The sequence below is a fragment of the Bacillus sp. z14 (2026) genome, assembly GCF_058313575.1.
On the sequence record NZ_JBZFQK010000003.1, the window covers coordinates 169,513 to 189,063 of the forward strand.

Consider the following 19,551-nt stretch of genomic DNA (forward strand, 5'->3'; position numbering starts at 1 on the left):
AAACAGGATACCCCTCAGAAAAGTATATAAACATACTATTCATGCATGCCATTTCCGTTCTGTACCAACTAGCTGCCCTAATAGAAATAAGACTTACGTAATCCGTAAGTCTCTAATCAATTTTCAATATATACATGCTGGGAAAGTTCATGTTTTAAATGTTGCGGTATAGGTTCTGTTTTCTGAGTCTCCAAATTAAAATTAACATATACTGCTGTCCCTTTGGCACAAACCTGACCATTCTGGTGAATCTCCTCATACAGCTCCAAGCTTGTATTTCCAATGCGTTTAACCCATGTGAAAACTTCGACATTTGTACCGAAATATATTTGTCTACTATAATCTATATTCATATTTAGAATGATCATTTTCCATTTCTGAAATGAGAGATCTGGAGTAAACAGTTTAAAAATCGGGTTCCTTGCTGCTTCAAGCCAAATGGGAATCGTCGTATTATTGACATGGCCAATGCCATCTGTTTCAGAAACTCTCGGCTCTATCGTTTTCTTATACATACCGGCCTCCCGCCTCCCTACTCAAAGGCACTCCTTTATATGCATGCTGATAAATGTTCAATATATCATCCTTATTTAAAGGGAGCGGACTTCTGGCCAGCAGCCTTGTCTGTTTGTTCGCATCATCGGACAATCCTACCAACGAGGCTTCCTTCACACCATATTCTTTCAATGTGACAGGCAATCCAACGTCCTCTATCAATTGATGAAACACCTCGAATGGCGTCTGCTTTTCATCTCCCAGCATCGTTACTAGATGACTCATTTTATCCTGGCAATGTTCCTTAATATAGTCCATTACATAAGGCAGCAATACAGCATTCGATTCACCATGAGGCAGTTTGTATTGACTTCCTAGTGGATACGCAAGTGCATGGACACCGGCTACACCTGCATTGTGAAAAGCCAGGCCAGCCAGATAACTCCCATGGCTCATTGCTGATCTTGCTTCCGGGGTCTCACCATTTTGTACAGCCCTGCGGATTGCCCCTCCAATAAGCTTAATTGCTTGAATGGCAATCCCATCCGTCACATCATTCGCTTGGACTGAAAGATATGACTCTATCGCATGTGTCAAAGCATCCACACCGGTAGCAGCCGTAATTCGTCTTGGTACAGAAACAGTCAGCTGCGGATCGACAATTGCCAGATCAGACAACAAATACTTATGGGTAATGACATCTTTTGTTCCATCAAGTGATAACACGGCAATATCCGTCACTTCACTTCCAGTCCCCGAGGTGGTCGGGATTAATATTTTTTGTTTCCCTTTACGGAGGATTGGTTTTGTCCCAGTTAAATTTAAATAGTCGGCAACATCCCCTTCATTGTCAGATATAACCGCGGCCAGCTTAGCTAAATCCAATACCGATCCTCCGCCAATACCTACAATACAATCAAAATCTTCTATTCTTGCAAAATCGACCAATCGTTGAGCACAAGCAAGAGTCGGCTCTGGCTCTACATCTGTGTAAATTTCAACTCTATATTTTGATTGCAATGGAGTCATATAAGGTGTAAGCAATCCAATATCAAGTAATATTTGGTCAGTGATTAGCAGGATTTTATTACTTTTCATAGATTGCAAACCTTCATCCAGTCTCTCCATTGAACCCCAGCCGATAAAAGTTTGACTTGGTAATTTAATAGTAGACAACACCATCACAGCCTCCTTTTCTCTATTAATGACTCTTTACTGAAAATCTAAAGACTTCTTTTACATACTTCGTTATAAACCGTCTATTTCCTGTTATATTTTTAACAACTACACAATTTTCTTCCAATTAAATATAAATTTTACATCTATTATCTATTTTAATATGATAGAAGTAACCACTTTCCCATCGATATAAAACTAATATGCCAAGGATTGCAGGAGATGAAGATGCATGAAAATCAAGAAAGTCCTTAATAATAATGCCGTTATTGTCATGGATGAAAATCAGGAAAAAATTGCGCTGGGTCCAGGAATTGCATTTAATAAAGGGAAAAACGATATCATCAATAGGAATAAGATCGATAAACTATTTGTTATCAAAAACAGTGATCATTTTGATCAGCTTTTGCCCCAAATCCCCAATGAGCATATGATTCTAACACAGGAGATTATTCAGTATGCTGAGGATTGCCTTCAAGTAAAATTAAATCCCCATATCTTTATTGCTCTCGCAGACCATCTTACGTTTGCGATTGAACGCCATGAAGATGGTATATTTATAAAAAATAAACTTATCCCCGAAATAAGAGTTTTATATAAAAAGGAGTTTGACATAGGCATTTGGGCGATCAATCATGTTAAGGAGAAAATAGGTATACAAATGCCCATAGATGAAGCTGCCTTTATCGCGCTCCATCTGCATACGGCATCTATTCCGTCTGGAAATCTGCAAGTCTCCCTGCGCCAAACTTCTATTATTAATGAAATTGTACATATGATCAGGGACTATTTTTCTATCAGTTTAGAAGAAACAGGACTTTCCTACGAGCGCTTAATAACTCATTTTCGCTACACCCTGTATAGAGTCAATGAAGCTCCTGAACGCACAATGGATGAAGAAATGCTAATGATGATAAGCAGTAAGTTTCCTTCCTCTTACCAATGTGCTAAAACAATCGCAGAACATCTATCTACACAGCATGGCATACATCTTCCCTCTGAGGAAATTGGCTATATTACGATTCATATTGAGAGATTGCGAGGCAGAAAGGGATGATTATGTTATTTATTGCTGATAGCTTTGACCGCTTCTCTCATAGTTGAACTTGTAATACTAAAAAAAGCTCTTTCCATATCGACTGGAAAGAGCTTTCGTTTGAGTTGCATTATAGGCTAGATGCCTGCAAAAAATGAAGCTAAGTTGCCAATTTAATAGGATCCACTTGAAATTCTATGATTGTATCTTTCATTTAAAACGATTATGAACTAGTTCTTTACTAATTTTTTTAATTCATCAGCAACAAACTGAACGTTTGTACCGACAATAACCTGCAGACTTTCCCTTCCGGTTATCTTAATACCATGTACACCGGTTGATTTAATTTTATTTTGATCAACCGCTTCCATATTTTTGACTTCCAGTCTAAGGCGAGTTGCACAATTATCAACAGAAACGATATTTTCTTTCCCACCCAATCCTGTATAAATCTCAGCAGCTAAACTAGCATATTTATTTTCAATAGAGGCCGCAGCAGATTGCATTCCATTTGCCTCATTCTCCAATTCTTCTCCTCTTCCAGGTGTATTAAGATTAAATTTCACAATAATGAATCGGAACAAGAAATAATAAATGACTGCAAAAATTAATCCCTGGACAATCAGCATATAAGGCTGATTTGCAAGCGGTAATTTGAAACTTAGGGCAAAGTCTATAAAACCAGCACTGAATCCAAACCCCGCTGTCCAATGAAAAGTGGCGGCAACCGCTAGAGAAATTCCTGTCAATACAGCATGGACTAAGTATAATAATGGGGCTGCAAACATAAAAGCAAACTCAAGAGGTTCTGTCACACCTGTAAAAAATGCAGCAAAGCCTGCAGCAAGCATTAAGGAAGCGATCTGTTTCTTATGTTTTGTTTTCGCCGTATGATACATAGCCAATCCAGCAGCAGGTAACCCAAACATCATTACCGGGAAGAATCCGGCCTGATACATTCCAGTGACACCTTTTACACCTTCACCTTTCCAGAAGTTACTGATATCATTAATGCCCGCAACATCAAACCAGAATACTTGGTTTAACGCATGGTGTAAACCGGTTGGTATTAGTAATCGATTAAAAAATCCGTAAAGACCGGCACCTACGGCTCCCAATTTAGAGATACCTTCACCAAATGAAATCAGAGCAGTATAAACAGGAGGCCAAACAAATAGTAAAACGATAGAGACAACCAGCATGGTTAAGGCTGTCATAATCGGCACCAAACGTTTACCGCTAAAGAAAGCCAATGCATCCGGAAGCTTGACATGACTGAATCTGTTATACATAGAAGATGCTATAATACCTGATATGATTCCGACAAATGCATTTTTGATTTTATCAAAGCCTGGTTGCACATTTTCTAATTCAATCCCTTTTAACATCGCAACCGTTTCCGGTGCCAGCAAGGTCGTTACAACTAAAAAGGCAACTAAGCCACTTAAAGCAGCTGAACCATCCCGATCCTTTGACATTCCAAGCGCCACACCGACTGCAAATAGGATTGGAATACTGTCAATAATTGATTTACCGGCTGTTATTAAGAAAGCCGCCAAAGGGCTGTCAGCACCCCAGTTATCAGGGTCAATCCAGTAACCAAGTCCCATCAAAATAGCAGCAGCAGGCAAAACTGCGACAGGCAACATTAACGAGCCGCCCAGCCTTTGTATATACTTCTTCACTTTACTCCCTCCGCTTCTTTTAATTAGTGAGCTAGACTACGCTTTCAAGCCATACATTTGACCAGATTTTGAAAACGTTTTCAAAATAATGCACTTTCCTAAAGTTCTCATCACCTCCTTTCATGTATAATAAAAAATAGTTTTAGATTGTCATAATAACCGTTTCACCTTGTGTACACGTTCCCTTACTGCCGTAGGTAATTTCCTTATCGCTATTCATCACTATAATTGGAGTAACCGTACTTTCAACTCGCTCCTCTAAATACGCCCAATCCACCTCTATCAACAATTGTCCAACTCTCACCTGTTCTCCTTCTTTAACGGAAGGCTGAAATCCTTCTCCATTTAAGGCAACGGTTTCAAGACCAATATGAATTAAGACCTCAATACCAGATTTACTGCGGATCGCAATGGCATGTTTGGTTGGAGCAATCATGATAATCTCTCCATTAAAAGGCGCATATACATGGCCGCCCGAAGGCTGAATTGCAATACCTTCTCCCATCATTTTTTGGCTAAATACCGGATCGGGAACCTCTTCAATTGAAATAACTGTACCATTTAACGGTGCCACCAAATTATTCTCTTTCTTCTTAAAAAAACTAAATGCCATTCTTAATTGCTCCTCTCTGTCTATAGATATGAATTGTATTTAGAAATTAATCTTCATCCTGTCCTATTGACAAAAAAAGGCATGGCGGAATTAGAAATAGGTTACTACTAACCTATCACTATACCACCATGCCTGATCGTATCAGTTACATGTGAGACAGATAACATTTCTATCTCCATAGTATCATTTTTCCTATGTAAATTACAGGATAATTTTGGATGCACTTACAATCTTTTTATATTTTCACTACCCTTATACCATTCATGAAATTCGACAACGACTTCCTTTGGTACATCAGGTAATGAAGTAATGACAACCGGCTTGGAGCGATTGGTGAATTCCAATGTAGCCACGTTAAATTTACGCTGCAGCCATGAATATTTACTCACGGTTTGCTGAATATTCTTACGTTTTGTTAAAAAGGTTTCTGTAATTAAACCGCCATTTCGTACTTGGATGAAAGCATCCGTTTGCAAATAGCTTGTAAATTTATAATTAAGGAGGCGGAGAATCAGCTCAATTACAAATACACCTATCGCCAACCAAATCCAGTCTTTCTTGAATAAAAAGAGACCGATCAAAGCAGCAATCGTCCAGTAATAAGGGCGAATTAGCCTTAGCCATAATACGTGCTTCGGTAAATGAGTCATTTCTTCTTCAATATGATAATCTGGCAATAATTCATTCGTTAACGAATAGGCTTCATGCTTTGGTAAAAATGGATAAAGTGAACTAATCTCCTGTTCACTACTCTCTGTTTGGCCGGCACTTACTACCTTGACCTCGGCCATCCCCAGAAGACGCTTGATTAAAGACTGTTTAATCGTAATCGCCTGAACCCTGCTTTTTTGTATAGAAAAAGTGTTTCTGTTCAACACTCCTTTAGAAATATAAATCCTTTGATTATCACCGGCTATTTCATAATTCCCATACTTGATGACAGTTTGGATATATCCTATTCCAAAAGAAAGAAGAAGCGCAATTATAATCAACGGAACCAATAAACCTAAGTGATTCATAAAGTAGGTAAACACTGCTTTAGTGGATTCCTCTACATTAAAAAAATCATCAATATTTGAGTACACAGCTGCCAGAAGAGGGAAAATGGCTAGAAAACTGAATGACGTCAGCGCAGCTTTTAGGTTATCTTTTTGAGTGGAGCGGAAGTAGATCTGTTTTTCAACGACTTCTTCTTCTTTTGCTTCATCTAACCGATTGGAATTTTTCCTGTATACTAAATCAAGGATGCGATCCGCTTCCTCTGAACTAACAGCCTCAAAGATTAGAGTCGATTCGTCATCCGTAGTCCCGGTTTCAAGTTTAATCGTTGTTAGCCCAAGCAGCTTATGAATAAAGTTTGTTTGAATATGATGGTCCTGAATTCGTTCATAGGTTGTTGTACGCAGCTTTTTAACCAACACACCCTCATGAAGAACGATCGCTTCTTCGTTCAATTCATAGGTATTTGAATACCATTTTAATGGAATGTATATAAGGGCCCAGGCAACAACAGCCCAAAATGCATATCGCGCCCATACAACCCAACCGGTCTCTGTGCCAGCATTTAAAATAAATAGGAAGATGATAATAAATAAGAGACTTTTAATAAATGAAACGATTTCTATAAGAATCCAGGCAGGATGCTGTCTTTTTTTAGAGTGATTCATAACTCCTGCTCCATTCCTTTTTCATCACGGTCTTTAACCTTCGCGAAAATCGCAATTTGCTCCCTTAAAGCGATCGCTTGTTCAGCTGGTATCGCTGGAATCGTATGATTTGTAGTTGTGGTTCCTATTTCAACATCATAAAGCTGATACTTTCGTAAGAAGGGGCCTTGATGTGTCGATACATATTCTACTTTTGCCATCGGAATCACAATGTGCTCTACAATAAAATGGCCACGCTTCAATTGAACGTATTCCTCGTCAATCTCGTATCTCCAGGTTTTATATTTATAGTACGGTTCAAATAAAATTTCATAAATAGCTGAAAGCACTGTCAAACCTATAAGCACGATTAAAGTATAGGTGATCCACGTTTTCCATTCATACATTTCAGATAGATACCATAATACCCCAGCTACGAGGATAGTGGCTCCATGCCCAAGTGTTTTGGACAGCCTCCAAACCAATATACTGTCCTTCGATATTCTCTGCGTCGGTTCTTGAATCTGTAAATACATTGCTCCACATCCCTGCTTATCTTTTACTATCTATACGTGAGGATAGATATTTACTCTGTTATGCTCCTATCCCTTATTTCGACAAAAAACCTTCTATTCCTTTCAATCAAATAAAAAAACCCGGTAACTAGCCTTACCGAGTTGTATCCTTCCAGGTTTATCCCAGCTTGATTGAGATACTGCATTTAGCCTGTAACTCATCGTGCGCAGGTAAACGAACAACACCTTCCATCTGTTCAAATCCACCAGGTAATGCCATCCATGGTTCAAGACATACATATTGATTTGGCCGTTCTGACCACACAACAATGGTAGTAAAGTCGTTGCTATACTCTACTTCTATAGTGTCTTGATTATTACTTAGTCTGGATATCCCTTCAGATACCGGATTGAAATTCTTTGCATCCTGAATAGGTAAATCTTTTAGATTTTCTTCGTACTTTTTTGTTATGCCATCTTCATTATCAACATATTGAGTTGCTGGAATTTCATAACGACTGTTTGGATGATTCGCATTAAAATAAGGATGAAAACCAGCATAGAATGGCATGGTTTCTGATGATAAATTTTTGTAGGTTTGGTAGATACTTAGTTTTCCGTCTTCCAATTTATACGTAAATTCTAGAGAAAAATGAAAAGGGTATTGTTTAAAGCTTTCTTCATCATCCTGCAGTTGTAAAGTAGCCCAATTTGAAGCTTGATCGATTACTTTCCAAGCTTTATTCCGGGCAAATCCATGCTGTCGCATTGTATATGTATGTCCGTTTAATTGATATTCATTGTTTGGTAATGGACCACAGATTGGAAACAGAACCGGGTTTCCTCCGCGGATATTTTTTGCTGGATCCGCAAACGTTTCCTCTTGTAAATATAAAATGTCCTTTCCATGAAGAGTTAGCTGAATTAAGATGCCCCCTCTTTCCGGACATAAAACCGCTCTTGAATCTGTGGCTTTTTCCGTAAGAACGATTACGTTATAACCCGCCATTACTTCCATCGTCATTCCGTTCACTCCTTAAACCTAAATTGATTTATATTTGTGAATTATACCACAATTCATACTCATATTGATTAATGGCTAGACAAAAAAACACAGTTTCGTTAGCAAACTAGGTTGCTAGGAAACTGTGTTTTTAGTTGTTTAGTCTTCTACTATATCCTTACGATTCTTCTTAAGCATTTTAGAAAGTACCTCATAAACAATCGGTACTACTACTAAAGTTAATAGCGTGGAACTAATCAAACCGCCAATAACGGTAATAGCCAGGTCTTTTGAAACAAGACCTCCACCGCCGCCATCACCGAGTGCCATTGGTATCATTGCACCAATTGTAGCAATAGCAGTCATGAGAATTGGGCGCAATCTTGTTGCTCCAGCCTCAAGAATGGCTTCACGCATCTTCATTCCTTCACGTTCCATGTGAATGATACGGTCAACTAACACTATGGCATTTGTAACAACAATACCAATTAACATTAACAGACCCATCATAACAGATACAGAAATGGTTTGATCAGTTAGATATAATCCAACAAATGAACCTATTACTGCAAATGGCAAGGAGAACAGAATGGCAAATGGCGCCAATCCTTCACGGAATGTGACAACTAGGATAAAGTAGACAATTGCAACTGCTGCAATCATGGCCACCCCTAGCTGTGTAAATGTCTCAGTCATATCTGCTGCAACGCCCGCAACTCCCGTCGTTACACCCTTAGGTAGATCGAGTTTATCCACTTCTTCATCTGCTGCAGTTGAAGCCTTGGATACATCTTCACCGATAATGGTTGCAGACACAGTCGCATAATACTCACCTTCAGAACGAGCTAATGTGTTGAGTGTTGTGCCTTCTTCAACTTTTACTAACTCGGATAAAGGCATTGCCGTACCCTGTGCAGTTGGTATTGGCGTTTTCAGTAAGTCATCCATTGATTTCGGATCAGCTTTCGCTTCACGTTGAACGACTACCTCTATATCATTGCCATCATTTTCAACTGTCGTTAATACTTCTTTTTGATCAGATGCATTTAGTGCCATAACAATTTGGCCAGTAGTTAAACCATATTGCAGGACATCCGCCTGATCCACATTTAATACGTGCTCAACATATGGATCCTCGGCATCAGAAGTCACATCTTCAACTTCATCCACATTACCGAGAGCGCCTTCCACTTGTTTAACAGCATTCTGCAGATCATCCAAGTCCTTACTGTAAATCGTGTAGCTTACTTCATTGGATGACATGCCGCCCATAGCTGCAAAGTCTTGCAGCTTCCATTCACCTGATTGGCCGATATTAAGTAAATATTCTTCAACTTCTTCTTTTGCCTCACTGAAGTTTTCCATATCAGGATCAAAGATGAGGAACATTAATGCTCCGCCAGCACCGCCGCCCATAGCCATAGATGCTGCCATATCAGCAGAATCAGAATCGTTTACGGATATCTGGATTGTATCTATATCTTTCCGATCCATTAACTTCTCTTCGACTTGCTCAATGTTTTTCAATGTATCTTCCTGTAACTCACCAGTAGCTGGTGTGTACGTAATATACATTGTTTTCTCTTCCTGTGATCCCATAAAGCTGAATCCAATTAACGGTGTTAAGGCTATTGAACCAACTAGCAGAACAACAGCGATAATGGAGGTGATGATTTTATGGTTCAGCACCTTCGCCAATACACCTTTATACCATAATGCTAGTTTACCTACTTCTTTATGCTGACCTTCTTTTCTTTCACCATATATTCCTTTACGGAATAAGAAGTGAGATAGTGCCGGAACAATTGTAATGGCCACGATTAACGATGCAATCAAGGCAAATGACATTGTTAAGGCGAATGGCATGAACAATTCTCCTACCATACCACCAATGAAGACCATTGGGGCAAATACTGCTATCGTTACTAATGTTGAAGACAATATAGGCTTGAACATTTCAAGCGTTGCTTCACGAATCAGTGCACGCCCTCTAAGCTTCTCTTCTTTCAAGTGCATTCTTCGATAAATATTTTCCACAACGACAATGGAGTCATCAATTACCCGTCCAATCGCAACCGTAATCGCACCAAGTGTCATGATATTTAAAGTAATATCCATCCAATTCAAGAGCAACAATGCCATGAAAATGGATACTGGTATAGAGATAATGGATATAATCGTAGATTTGATATCCCGTAAAAATAACAAGATAACCAGAATCGCAATTAATCCGCCAAATAAAGCTTTTTCAATCATCGTAAATACAGAGTCTTCAATTGGTTTACCCTGGTCAAGCGTAACATCGATCTTCAATCCATCGATTGCCTTCTCCTGGTCATCAATTAAATCTTTAACAGCATTCACGACTGTCACGGTATTTGCTTCCTGCCCTTTAACGATTTGAATCGCTATGGCATCCTTACTGTTCGTACGTGAAACGGATTCTACTTTACCAACCGTTTCAATTTTTGCAATGTCACTCAATTTCACAAATGGCGTTGGATTTTCCGCAGACGGTGTAACTGGAATGACCATGTTTTTCAGGTCATCAACTGTTTTTAGTTTACCATCTACATAAACCGCTTCTTCGCCTTCCTCAAACTCATAAAGACCGAGTGAAAGCTCCATATCACTCGCCTGAATCATTTCCTTCACTTTGTCTTCAGTCAGTCCCAATTGCTTCATCTTTTCCTGATCGTAACTGAAGTTTACTTCTTCTATATGCTGTCCTGTGATAGTTGCAGAAGCTACACCATCAATATCTTCAATCTTAGGCAGGATTGTATCTTCAACAGTCGAGGTTAAATCTACAATGTCCTCTTCCTCACTGCTGATGGATAAGGATAGAATCGGCATCATATTCATACTGATTGCCATAATAGATGGTTCTTCAGCATCCTCCGGCATTTTTACTCCGTCAATAGCTGATTCAAGCTGACGCTTTTTCTCATCCATATCTACTCCGTACTCATACTCTACCTGAACCTGAGATACACTGGATGATGAATTGGAATATACGGCATTGACATCTTCAAGTCCTTCTATTGCCTTCTCCATTGGAATGGAGACTTCATTCATTACTTGCTCTGGAGCAGCACCGGGATATACACCCATTACAATTAAGTAAGGAATAGATATATCTGGAATTGACTCCATTTTCATTCTTGTACCTGAATAGATTCCTGATGCTGTAATAATAATCGTTAATAGCCACACGGCCAGTTTATTTCCTAAAACAAAGTTGACTAACCCCTTCACCCTTACACCTTCCTTTAACTAAAAAAATTCAAACAATTGACTCGATTCCTACAATTAATTATAATAATGACTGGTTGGTCAGATGTCAACTAAATGAACAGGGGTGTCGGCATGGTTAAAAAACAATTAATAATGGAAAGGGCCTTTGAGCTTTTCGCAAAGAATGGAATTGAAGCAACATCTGTTCAACAAATAACGGAAGTATGCGGAATCTCAAAAGGCGCATTCTACCTATCTTATAAATCTAAGGATGAATTAGTTTATGCACTTATTGATTACTTCCTGAGCGATATGGCAGCGAATATTGAACAGGCGGTCAGTGAATCTAATTCAGACCATTCACTGCTTTATCATTTTTATTTTAATATTTTTAGTTCGTATCAAAGCCATTCCAACTTTGCAAAGGTTTTAATAACAGAACAATTTACCTCCTGTAGTATGGAATTATTTGAACAGTTATCAAAATATGATCAATTTATGAACTCTATTATATTCTCTATTGTTGACCGACAATTTCCAAATGCGGATGATTCGATGCGACCAGATTTGGTTTATACCATTAAAAGTTTCTCTAAACTATATGCAGAGCTATTCATATCAAATTATCCTTTTGAGCTTGATACAGTATGCAAATCGTTAGTTGAAAAGGTAACCATTCTAGCTAACCAGGCAGACATTCCGCTTATTTCAGCAGAATATTTAACCTATACAAGCTCAAAATCTATCATTCCTACCAAGGGGGAACTGGTGGATTTGCTCACTGCAAAAAAGGATGAAATATCAGATCAAACCATACAGCAATCATTAGAGCTATTAAAAGATGATTTATTGAACCCCCAATATCCAGGAGTCATCATTCAAGGGCTACTAAAAAACTTAAAGGCAAATTCCCACACTAAATGGACTGCTTATTTATATGAAACATATTTGGAGACATTACAATAAATTTTAACAACCGGAATTATTCATAAATCCCAAACGCAGAAAATGCCTGGGATTTTATTTATACTTATTGATAGTTCCATATCAAATATTCTATTTATTCTATTAATATTTATTACACCCTGCGATATTGCAGTATAATAAATAGAATAAGATGATTTCACCAGGGAGGGGTTTTCGTAATTGAAGGATTTAGGAAACAGCCTTTATACCATATTGGAATGGGTTATGAGGTTTGCTTATGTAAATATATTATGGATTTTATTCACGCTGGCCGGTGTAATTGTTTTAGGGATATACCCCGCCACCACAGCCATGTTTTCTGTAATGAGAGAATGGTTGAGAGGGAATTCGGATTTACCTGTGTTCAATACTTTTTCGTCCTATTACAAAAAAGACTTTTGGAAAAGTAATCATTTAGGAATTTATACATCCATTATCTTTTTATTGATAGGTATTGATCTTTTTTACATACAGAGCGAGGCAAGCAAGCTTATGACCTGGACTCATATCCCGATATTTGCTTGCATTCTATTTTTTATCTTTTTACTTTTTTACCTGTTTCCTGTGTTCGCTCATTATGATTTAACGGTACGATCCAATTATAAACAAGCATTCTTCATTATGTTAATTAGCCCAATCCAAATTATCATGATGGTCATTTGCCTTGTTGCATTTTCAATCATCTCGTTCATCTTCCCTGCACTTGCATTTATTTTTGGTTTAAGCTTTTATTCCTTTATTACATCATGGTTAGCCTCTTCCTCTTTCAAACGTTTAGAGGCAAACAACAAAATCAAACAGACTGATTTATAACTCTGTCAGTTAATTAAAACGCAAAGCACAAATGCTCCTTTATCGCACTTGTGCTTTTATTGATTTCATTGAATAAATTCCTTAACCATAAAAACGACATACTCCCCATGCCAGGTGTATGTCGCTTTGGTTTATCCTATTATCCTTTTACTGCGCTAGCTGATAATCCTTCAATTACTTTATTACTAAAGAAAATAAAGGCAAGCAATAATGGTAGGAAACTGATAATTAATGTGGCACCGATGGCACCCCAGTCAGTCATATACTGTCCAATAAAATTCTGAATGCCGACTGTTAAGGTTTTATATTTATCAGAGCTGATAAACGTATTAACAAAAACGAATTCATTCCAATTGTAAATCATATTGATGATGACTGTCGTAGAAAGAATAGGCATGGACATTGGCAGGACAATCCGGAAAAACATCCGGTTGATTGAGCTTCCATCTATGATCGCAGCCTCTTCAATTTCTCTTGGCAATGTAGTATAGAAGCCAAGCAGAATCATCATCGTAATCGGTAAATTATATGCAGTGTAGGTAAGAACAATCGACCATGGATTATCAATTAAGTTTACGTTCAAAAACATATTGAACAATGGAATTAATGCTGAGTGAATTGGAATCATCAACCCGATCATAAACAAACCAAGCACCAGCTTACTGAATTTCCAATGCATCCTCGTAATCGCATAAGTTGCCATACTTGCAAAAAGAACTGTCAAAATAATGGCTACTCCTGTAATCCAAATACTATTAAAAAAGTATAATCCTATGCCTCCATCCCAAACCTTCAAATAGTTTTCCCATCTAAATTCGGAGGGAAGAGCAAAGGGCGAACCCGCAAATATCTCCTGATTGCTCTTTAATGAAAACAGGAAAAGCCAAATAATTGGGAACACCTGAAAGACCGCAACAACTGTCAAACAAATATATAATACTATCTTTCCAAAACGAGCCATTCTTTTCCTCTCCTCTCTAATATTGGATTTCTTCCTTGGATGCAGTCAGTTTATTGATAATAAACGTCACAATTAACGTAATGACCAGTAACAGGAAGCCAATTGCACTGCCGTAACCAAAATTAGAGGATGAGAAAGCCAGCTTATACATATAGGATGCCATTACTTCACTGGATCCGTTCGGACCTCCGCCTGTCATAACATAAATAAGATCGAAATATTTAAGTGAACCAACAATAGCCAGTACAATTGTAACTTTTACAACTCCCATGATTAGCGGCAATTTAATCTTCATGGCAATCTGCCATGGAGTAGCACCGTCTATTTTTGCTGCTTCAATTAAAGATTCAGGTATATTTTTTAGGGCTGCATAATAAATCAAAATATAAAATCCTGCATACTGCCATAGGATGGGGATAAAAATAGCATATAAAACGATAGATGTATCAGATAACCATAATGGTGGATTTTCAACCCCAAACCAAACCAATATCGTATTTAATATTCCGTTCGATGGATTGAACACTTTAATCCAAAGCTGCGCAATAGCCACTGAAGATAGCAGCATTGGAATCAAATAAATTTTCCTTAATAAATTTGCCCCTTTTATTTTGGAAGCAAGAATGAGAGAAATAGCTAAATAGATAACTAAACTCAATGTTGAAAAGATAGCCAGTAAAATGGAATGCCAGGCACTATCCCAAAATTTCGCGTCCTGGATTGCATTTATATAGTTCTCCAATCCAATAAACTTCATGGCTCCAATGCCATCCCAATCCATAAGTCCATAATAACCTGTCAAAATAAGCGGGATAAAAATCAGTACACTGACCAATAACAAAGCTGGCAGAATATACATAGCTATAATCCACTTATTGGACATCACCTTATTCATAAAAACCACCTCATCTGTATGTAGGAAAAGGATTCATCGTATCAGGATGAATCCTTTTCCTTTGTCGTTTTACTTTGAAGAAAGCGCCTTTTCATGCTCTTTTGCAAATTTCTCTGGAGTTGTTTCCTTGCCGAATAAAGCTTGAATTTGATCTAAGTGAACCTGTGCTGCATCGGAGCTTAATTGTACATCCGCATATAAGGTAATATTAGTTGCTTTATTTAATTTCCCTAAAACATCTACATACATTTGCGGCAAATCTAGCTTCTCAGCATCAATTTTAGTAGCTGGTATTACGCCGGCATCCGTGACAGATTTTTCTCCCCACTGCTGAACAAAGTAAGATACGAAATCCTTCGCCTCTTCTTTTACTTTAGAGTCTTCAGAAACAAACAATCCTACTCCAGGTCCACCAACATAACTGTTCATATCCCCTTTTCCATCAACAGATGGGAAGTCAAAGAAACCAACCTGATCTTTAAATTCCTGAGGTACATCTGGATTTGTTGTGTAGTTTGGCAAATCCCATGTAGCAATTAGATACATAGCGGCTTGGCTGTTCATGAACATACTTTTTGCTTCTTCATCAGATAAACCGTTGAATCCGTTTACAAATCCATTTGCATCAACTAATTCCTGTACTTTTTCAGCGGCAGATACAAGCGCTGGATCTTCGAAAGAACCTGAACGATCAATGGCACCTTTCAATGCTTCAGTCCCGCCAATTCGATCTGCTAAATACATATACCATAATGAACCAGTCCATTTATCCTTATTACCTAGCGCAATTGGCTCAACTCCATTTTTATCAAGCGTTTTTGCGGCCTTTACTAACTCATCAAATGTTTTTGGAGCTTCTAAGCCATTATCCTTAAACATTTTCTTATTATAGAAGACAGAGGCTATATTAAGCTCCAGTGGCAGACCGTACGTTTTACCATCGATTTGGTAAGCTTCCGAAGTACCAGCTACAAAAGAATCCTTTAAATCTCCTTCTAGAATGTCATCCAGCGGCGCAAACTTTTTGCCATCCACGTATGGTTGAAGGTATCCTGCTGACCATGTCATTCCCACATCAGGAAGTTCATTGGAAGCAGATAAAACTTTAATTTTATCCTTGTATTGTTCATTGCTAAGTACTTCAAGCTCAACCTTAACATCCTTATGTTCCTTCTCATAATCAGCAACGATTTTCTGAACAATTTCATGATGTTGTTTAGAGCTTCCTTCCGGCCATAGGTGCATAAACTTAACAACTTTCTTTCCATCACTGTTTGACTTTTCAGTTTCTGACGAACATCCCGCTAGAACTAAAAATAAGGCCAAGAACCCAGCAAGAAATGAAAACGCTTTCTTTTTACGCATAATTAAACCCCCAATAGTTAATTTTACTTACTATTAAACTTAAATTTAGAATATCATGGAATACTTTGTTTGTCTACTAGATAAACAAAGTATTAGATGTTACTATTATAGTAAATGTGATAGAAATGAGGCGGACCATTGAAAACGTATAATCAGCAGGTTGTAAAAAAAGAAAATAAATCTTTGGTCATGCATGTTATTAAGGAATCTCCTCCTTTATCACGCACAGATGTGGCCAATAAAACCGGCCTTAATAAAGGAACAGTCTCTTCATTGGTTTCCGAGCTTATAGAGGAACAGCTCGTATCTGAATCCGGACCTGGCAAATCCAACGGTGGCCGACGGCCAGTTATGTTATTCTTCAATGAAAATGCAGGCTATTCCATAGGAGTTGATCTTGGAGTTAACTATATTTTAGGAATCGTAACCAACCTACAGGGGAAAATCCACAAAGAAAAACTGGAAAAATTCCAGGAACTAACCTATGAAGATATTAAAAAAAGACTGTATGAAATGATTGATTGTATGGTTGCTTCCATTCCTGATTCACCATATGGTTTAGTCGGGATTGGTATTGGTGTACCGGGCACAGTTGATACAACTGGAAGAATTTTAATGGCTCCCAATTTAAACTGGAAAAACATCGATTTGAAAAATATGGTCGCAAAGAAATACTGTGTACCTGTTAAAGTTGAGAATGAAGCAAACTGTGGGGCATATGGCGAAAAAAAATTCGGTGTCGGAATAAACTTCACCAACATGATATACATCAGTATTGGGTTTGGAATCGGCGGCGGCTTAATCCTGAATAACCAACTTTATCAGGGCAATAATGGACTTTCAGGGGAGCTGGGTCACATGACAATCGAAAGAAGCGGAGAAAAATGCCGCTGTGGAGACCATGGATGCTGGGAATTATATGCATCAGAGAGAGCCCTAGTCAGTCAGGCGAAGCTCATGATGAATGATCCCGCCATTACACTCGAACACTTAATTGATCTTGCTGAAAATGAAGACCTAACAGCAATTGAATTATTCAGTGAAATAGGGAAATCGATTGGGATTGGCATTAATAATATCATTAATATTTTTAACCCTAATCAAGTTATTCTTGGCAATCGCCTGGCCGCCTGTGAAAAATGGATTCACTCTTCATTAGTAGAAACCATAAAAAATCATTCTCTATCTAATCATCAAAAGAACTTACATATACAATATTCAAGTTTAGCGAGTCATTCTTGCGCACTGGGCGTAGCTGCTTTTTCAACTGAACATTTCTTAGATAACGACCTGTATCATCAAAGTATTCAGACCTATCCATTAGTGCATCAATATTAGCTGCTTTCTTTGCTGACGCAATCAAGATTACACATTTATGAAAGCGCTTCTATTTTTTTATATATTAAGGAGGCTACAATAATGAAAATTCAAAACCCTATTTTAACTGGCTTTAACCCTGATCCAAGTATTTGCAGACGTGACGAAGATTATTATATTGCCGTTTCTACGTTTGAATGGTTCCCCGGGGTCGGTATTTATCACTCTAAGGATTTAAAAAATTGGTCATTAGTTTCCCGCCCATTAAATAGATTAAGCCAATTAAATATGATGGGAAATCCTGATTCAGGGGGTATTTGGGCTCCTGCTCTCTCCTACCATGATGGGAAGTTCTGGCTCATTTATACAGATGTCAAGGTGACAGGCGGACAGTGGAAAGACAGCCATAATTATCTCAGTACCTGTGAAACGATTGATGGCGAATGGTCTGATCCAATCCATCTTAATAGCTCTGGCTTTGATCCATCTTTATTCCATGATGATGACAGCAAAAAATATCTTGTGAATATGGTCTGGGATCATCGCCTTGGAAACCATAGTTTCTATGGAATTGTACTTCAGGAATATAGTGTAGAAGAGAAAAAGTTAGTTGGAGATAAAAAAATTATCTTTAAAGGAACCGACATCAAACTGACAGAAGCTCCGCATTTATATAAATGGAATGGCTACTACTATCTGTTAACGGCAGAGGGTGGAACAAAATATGATCACCAGGCAACCATTGCCCGCTCCAAAACGATTGATGGACCATATGAAGTACATCCGGAAAATCCGTTAATTACATCGTTTCCTTATCCAAGAAATCCATTACAAAAAGCGGGCCATGCTTCTATCGTTCACACTCATACAGATGAATGGTTTTTAGTTCATTTAACCGGACGCCCTCTTCCTAAAGAGAATCAGGCATTGCTGGATCCAAGAGGGTTTTGTCCGCTCGGCCGTGAAACAGCCATTCAACGATTGACTTGGGAGAACGATTGGCCGTATGTAGTGGGCGGTAATCAGCCTTCTCTTGAAATAGAAGGACCTAAGATGGAGGAAGTAAAATGGGAAAAAGATTATCCTGAAAAAGATGATTTTAACGAGAAATCATTGAATCTTAACTTCCAAACTTTACGGATTCCTCTAGGAGATCATCTCTCATTGGAAGACAAACCAGGTCACTTGCGATTGTACGGTAAAGAATCACTCACTTCAAAATTCACACAGGCTTTTGTGGCAAGACGCTGGCAGCATTTTAACTTTACAGCTGAAACTAAATTGGCTTTTAACCCGGACACATTCCAGCAGGCCGCCGGCTTAGTAAACTATTACAACACGGAAAATTGGAGCGCCCTTCAGCTTACATGGAACGAAGAGAAAGGTAGAGTTCTAGATTTAACCGTATGTGATAATTTCACCTTTGATCGACCATTGAGTGGTAATGAAATTCCGGTACCGGATGAAATTGAATATGTTTATATACGTTCCGAAGTCCAAACAAACACGTATCACTACTCCTATTCATTTGACGGAGAAGCTTGGATACAAATCCCAGTAACCCTATACTCTTATAAACTATCTGATGATTATATCCGCGGTGGCGGATTCTTTACTGGAGCCTTTGTAGGCATGCAGTGCCAGGATACATCTGGAGAAGGCAAGGCTGCTGATTTTGATTACTTTACTTATAAGGTCAATGAATAATTTGCGTAGGGGTAAAATAGACTGCATTAGCTTAAGAGAGGATATCCAGACCGGATATCCTCTTTTCTCATGTATAAATACATCGTAAGCATTCCTATGTTTAAGTCCTTACTGTTTTAGG

16 protein-coding genes are annotated in these 19,551 nt (G+C 38.2%); 5 read left to right on the top strand and 11 right to left on the bottom strand.

Features of this window, described 5'->3' with window-relative positions; genetic code table 11:
• Positions 1 to 116: 116 nt before the first annotated feature.
• Positions 117 to 515 (bottom strand): acyl-CoA thioesterase, encoded by a 399-nt coding sequence (locus tag AC4G3O_RS11865; protein ID WP_066106341.1) that lies wholly within the window; start codon positions 513 to 515, stop codon positions 117 to 119.
• Complete coding sequence (locus AC4G3O_RS11870; protein ID WP_066106338.1) at positions 508 to 1,677, bottom strand: iron-containing alcohol dehydrogenase; 1,170 nt, start codon at positions 1,675 to 1,677, stop codon at positions 508 to 510. Before AC4G3O_RS11870 ends, AC4G3O_RS11865 begins: the two co-directional genes overlap by 8 nt.
• Before the next feature lie 226 nt (positions 1,678 to 1,903).
• Between AC4G3O_RS11870 and AC4G3O_RS11875 the strand changes: the two genes are divergently transcribed.
• Positions 1,904 to 2,728, top strand: coding sequence for a PRD domain-containing protein (locus AC4G3O_RS11875; protein WP_066106335.1), 825 nt, complete (start codon positions 1,904 to 1,906; stop codon positions 2,726 to 2,728).
• 209 nt (positions 2,729 to 2,937) lie between these two features.
• Here AC4G3O_RS11875 and nagE read toward each other — a convergent pair whose 3' ends face one another.
• The 6 genes from nagE to AC4G3O_RS11905 form a co-directional block, all read right to left on the bottom strand.
• Complete coding sequence (gene nagE, locus AC4G3O_RS11880) at positions 2,938 to 4,392, bottom strand: N-acetylglucosamine-specific PTS transporter subunit IIBC (RefSeq protein ID WP_139892239.1); 1,455 nt, start codon at positions 4,390 to 4,392, stop codon at positions 2,938 to 2,940.
• Positions 4,393 to 4,534: 142 nt separating this feature from the next.
• The gene (locus AC4G3O_RS11885; protein WP_139892238.1) at positions 4,535 to 5,005 is read right to left on the bottom strand and encodes a PTS sugar transporter subunit IIA; all 471 of its coding nucleotides are present in this window, start codon (positions 5,003 to 5,005) and stop codon (positions 4,535 to 4,537) included.
• Positions 5,006 to 5,229: 224 nt separating this feature from the next.
• Positions 5,230 to 6,672, bottom strand: coding sequence for a PH domain-containing protein (locus AC4G3O_RS11890; protein ID WP_139892237.1), 1,443 nt, complete (start codon positions 6,670 to 6,672; stop codon positions 5,230 to 5,232).
• Positions 6,669 to 7,187 (bottom strand): PH domain-containing protein, encoded by a 519-nt coding sequence (locus AC4G3O_RS11895; protein ID WP_066106323.1) that lies wholly within the window; start codon positions 7,185 to 7,187, stop codon positions 6,669 to 6,671. Before AC4G3O_RS11895 ends, AC4G3O_RS11890 begins: the two co-directional genes overlap by 4 nt.
• 157 nt (positions 7,188 to 7,344) lie before the next feature.
• Positions 7,345 to 8,190 (bottom strand): aldose epimerase family protein, encoded by an 846-nt coding sequence (locus AC4G3O_RS11900; RefSeq protein WP_140461751.1) that lies wholly within the window; start codon positions 8,188 to 8,190, stop codon positions 7,345 to 7,347.
• 138 nt (positions 8,191 to 8,328) lie between these two features.
• Entirely contained in the window at positions 8,329 to 11,427 is a 3,099-nt protein-coding gene (locus AC4G3O_RS11905) for an efflux RND transporter permease subunit (protein WP_491136224.1), read from the bottom strand.
• A gap of 111 nt (positions 11,428 to 11,538) precedes the next feature.
• Between AC4G3O_RS11905 and AC4G3O_RS11910 the strand changes: the two genes are divergently transcribed.
• A complete protein-coding gene (locus AC4G3O_RS11910; RefSeq protein WP_491136225.1) occupies positions 11,539 to 12,372 on the top strand; it encodes a TetR/AcrR family transcriptional regulator in 834 nt (277 codons plus the stop codon).
• A 180-nt stretch (positions 12,373 to 12,552) separates the two neighbouring features.
• Positions 12,553 to 13,185 carry a YesL family protein gene (locus AC4G3O_RS11915; RefSeq protein ID WP_139892232.1) on the top strand — a complete coding sequence of 211 codons (633 nt, stop codon included), beginning with the start codon at positions 12,553 to 12,555 and terminating at the stop codon, positions 13,183 to 13,185.
• Positions 13,186 to 13,324: 139 nt separating this feature from the next.
• Here AC4G3O_RS11915 and AC4G3O_RS11920 read toward each other — a convergent pair whose 3' ends face one another.
• The 3 genes from AC4G3O_RS11920 to AC4G3O_RS11930 form a co-directional block, all read right to left on the bottom strand.
• A complete protein-coding gene (locus AC4G3O_RS11920; protein WP_139892231.1) occupies positions 13,325 to 14,146 on the bottom strand; it encodes a carbohydrate ABC transporter permease in 822 nt (273 codons plus the stop codon).
• A 16-nt stretch (positions 14,147 to 14,162) separates the two neighbouring features.
• Positions 14,163 to 15,041, bottom strand: coding sequence for a carbohydrate ABC transporter permease (locus AC4G3O_RS11925; RefSeq protein ID WP_066106306.1), 879 nt, complete (start codon positions 15,039 to 15,041; stop codon positions 14,163 to 14,165).
• Positions 15,042 to 15,110: 69 nt separating this feature from the next.
• Positions 15,111 to 16,406, bottom strand: a complete 1,296-nt coding sequence (locus AC4G3O_RS11930; RefSeq protein ID WP_066106303.1) for an extracellular solute-binding protein — start codon at positions 16,404 to 16,406, stop codon at positions 15,111 to 15,113.
• A 138-nt stretch (positions 16,407 to 16,544) separates the two neighbouring features.
• Between AC4G3O_RS11930 and AC4G3O_RS11935 the strand changes: the two genes are divergently transcribed.
• Entirely contained in the window at positions 16,545 to 17,744 is a 1,200-nt protein-coding gene (locus AC4G3O_RS11935; RefSeq protein WP_257469110.1) for an ROK family transcriptional regulator, read from the top strand.
• 78 nt (positions 17,745 to 17,822) lie between these two features.
• Positions 17,823 to 19,430, top strand: a complete 1,608-nt coding sequence (locus AC4G3O_RS11940) for a glycoside hydrolase family 43 protein (protein WP_491136366.1) — start codon at positions 17,823 to 17,825, stop codon at positions 19,428 to 19,430.
• Positions 19,431 to 19,551 lie beyond the last annotated feature (121 nt).

Excerpts from the sequence above, each read along its gene's own strand:
- AC4G3O_RS11865 (WP_066106341.1), bottom strand. The coding sequence starts at position 515 with ATGTATAAGAAAACGATAGAGCCGAGAGTTTCTGAAACAGATGGCATT.
- AC4G3O_RS11870 (WP_066106338.1), bottom strand. The coding sequence starts at position 1,677 with ATGGTGTTGTCTACTATTAAATTACCAAGTCAAACTTTTATCGGCTGG.
- AC4G3O_RS11875 (WP_066106335.1), top strand. The coding sequence starts at position 1,904 with ATGAAAATCAAGAAAGTCCTTAATAATAATGCCGTTATTGTCATGGAT.
- AC4G3O_RS11885 (WP_139892238.1), bottom strand. The coding sequence starts at position 5,005 with ATGGCATTTAGTTTTTTTAAGAAGAAAGAGAATAATTTGGTGGCACCG.
- AC4G3O_RS11890 (WP_139892237.1), bottom strand. The coding sequence starts at position 6,672 with ATGAATCACTCTAAAAAAAGACAGCATCCTGCCTGGATTCTTATAGAA.
- AC4G3O_RS11895 (WP_066106323.1), bottom strand. The coding sequence starts at position 7,187 with ATGTATTTACAGATTCAAGAACCGACGCAGAGAATATCGAAGGACAGT.
- AC4G3O_RS11900 (WP_140461751.1), bottom strand. The coding sequence starts at position 8,190 with ATGACGATGGAAGTAATGGCGGGTTATAACGTAATCGTTCTTACGGAA.
- AC4G3O_RS11910 (WP_491136225.1), top strand. The coding sequence starts at position 11,539 with ATGGTTAAAAAACAATTAATAATGGAAAGGGCCTTTGAGCTTTTCGCA.
- AC4G3O_RS11920 (WP_139892231.1), bottom strand. The coding sequence starts at position 14,146 with ATGGCTCGTTTTGGAAAGATAGTATTATATATTTGTTTGACAGTTGTT.
- AC4G3O_RS11925 (WP_066106306.1), bottom strand. The coding sequence starts at position 15,041 with ATGAATAAGGTGATGTCCAATAAGTGGATTATAGCTATGTATATTCTG.
- AC4G3O_RS11930 (WP_066106303.1), bottom strand. The coding sequence starts at position 16,406 with ATGCGTAAAAAGAAAGCGTTTTCATTTCTTGCTGGGTTCTTGGCCTTA.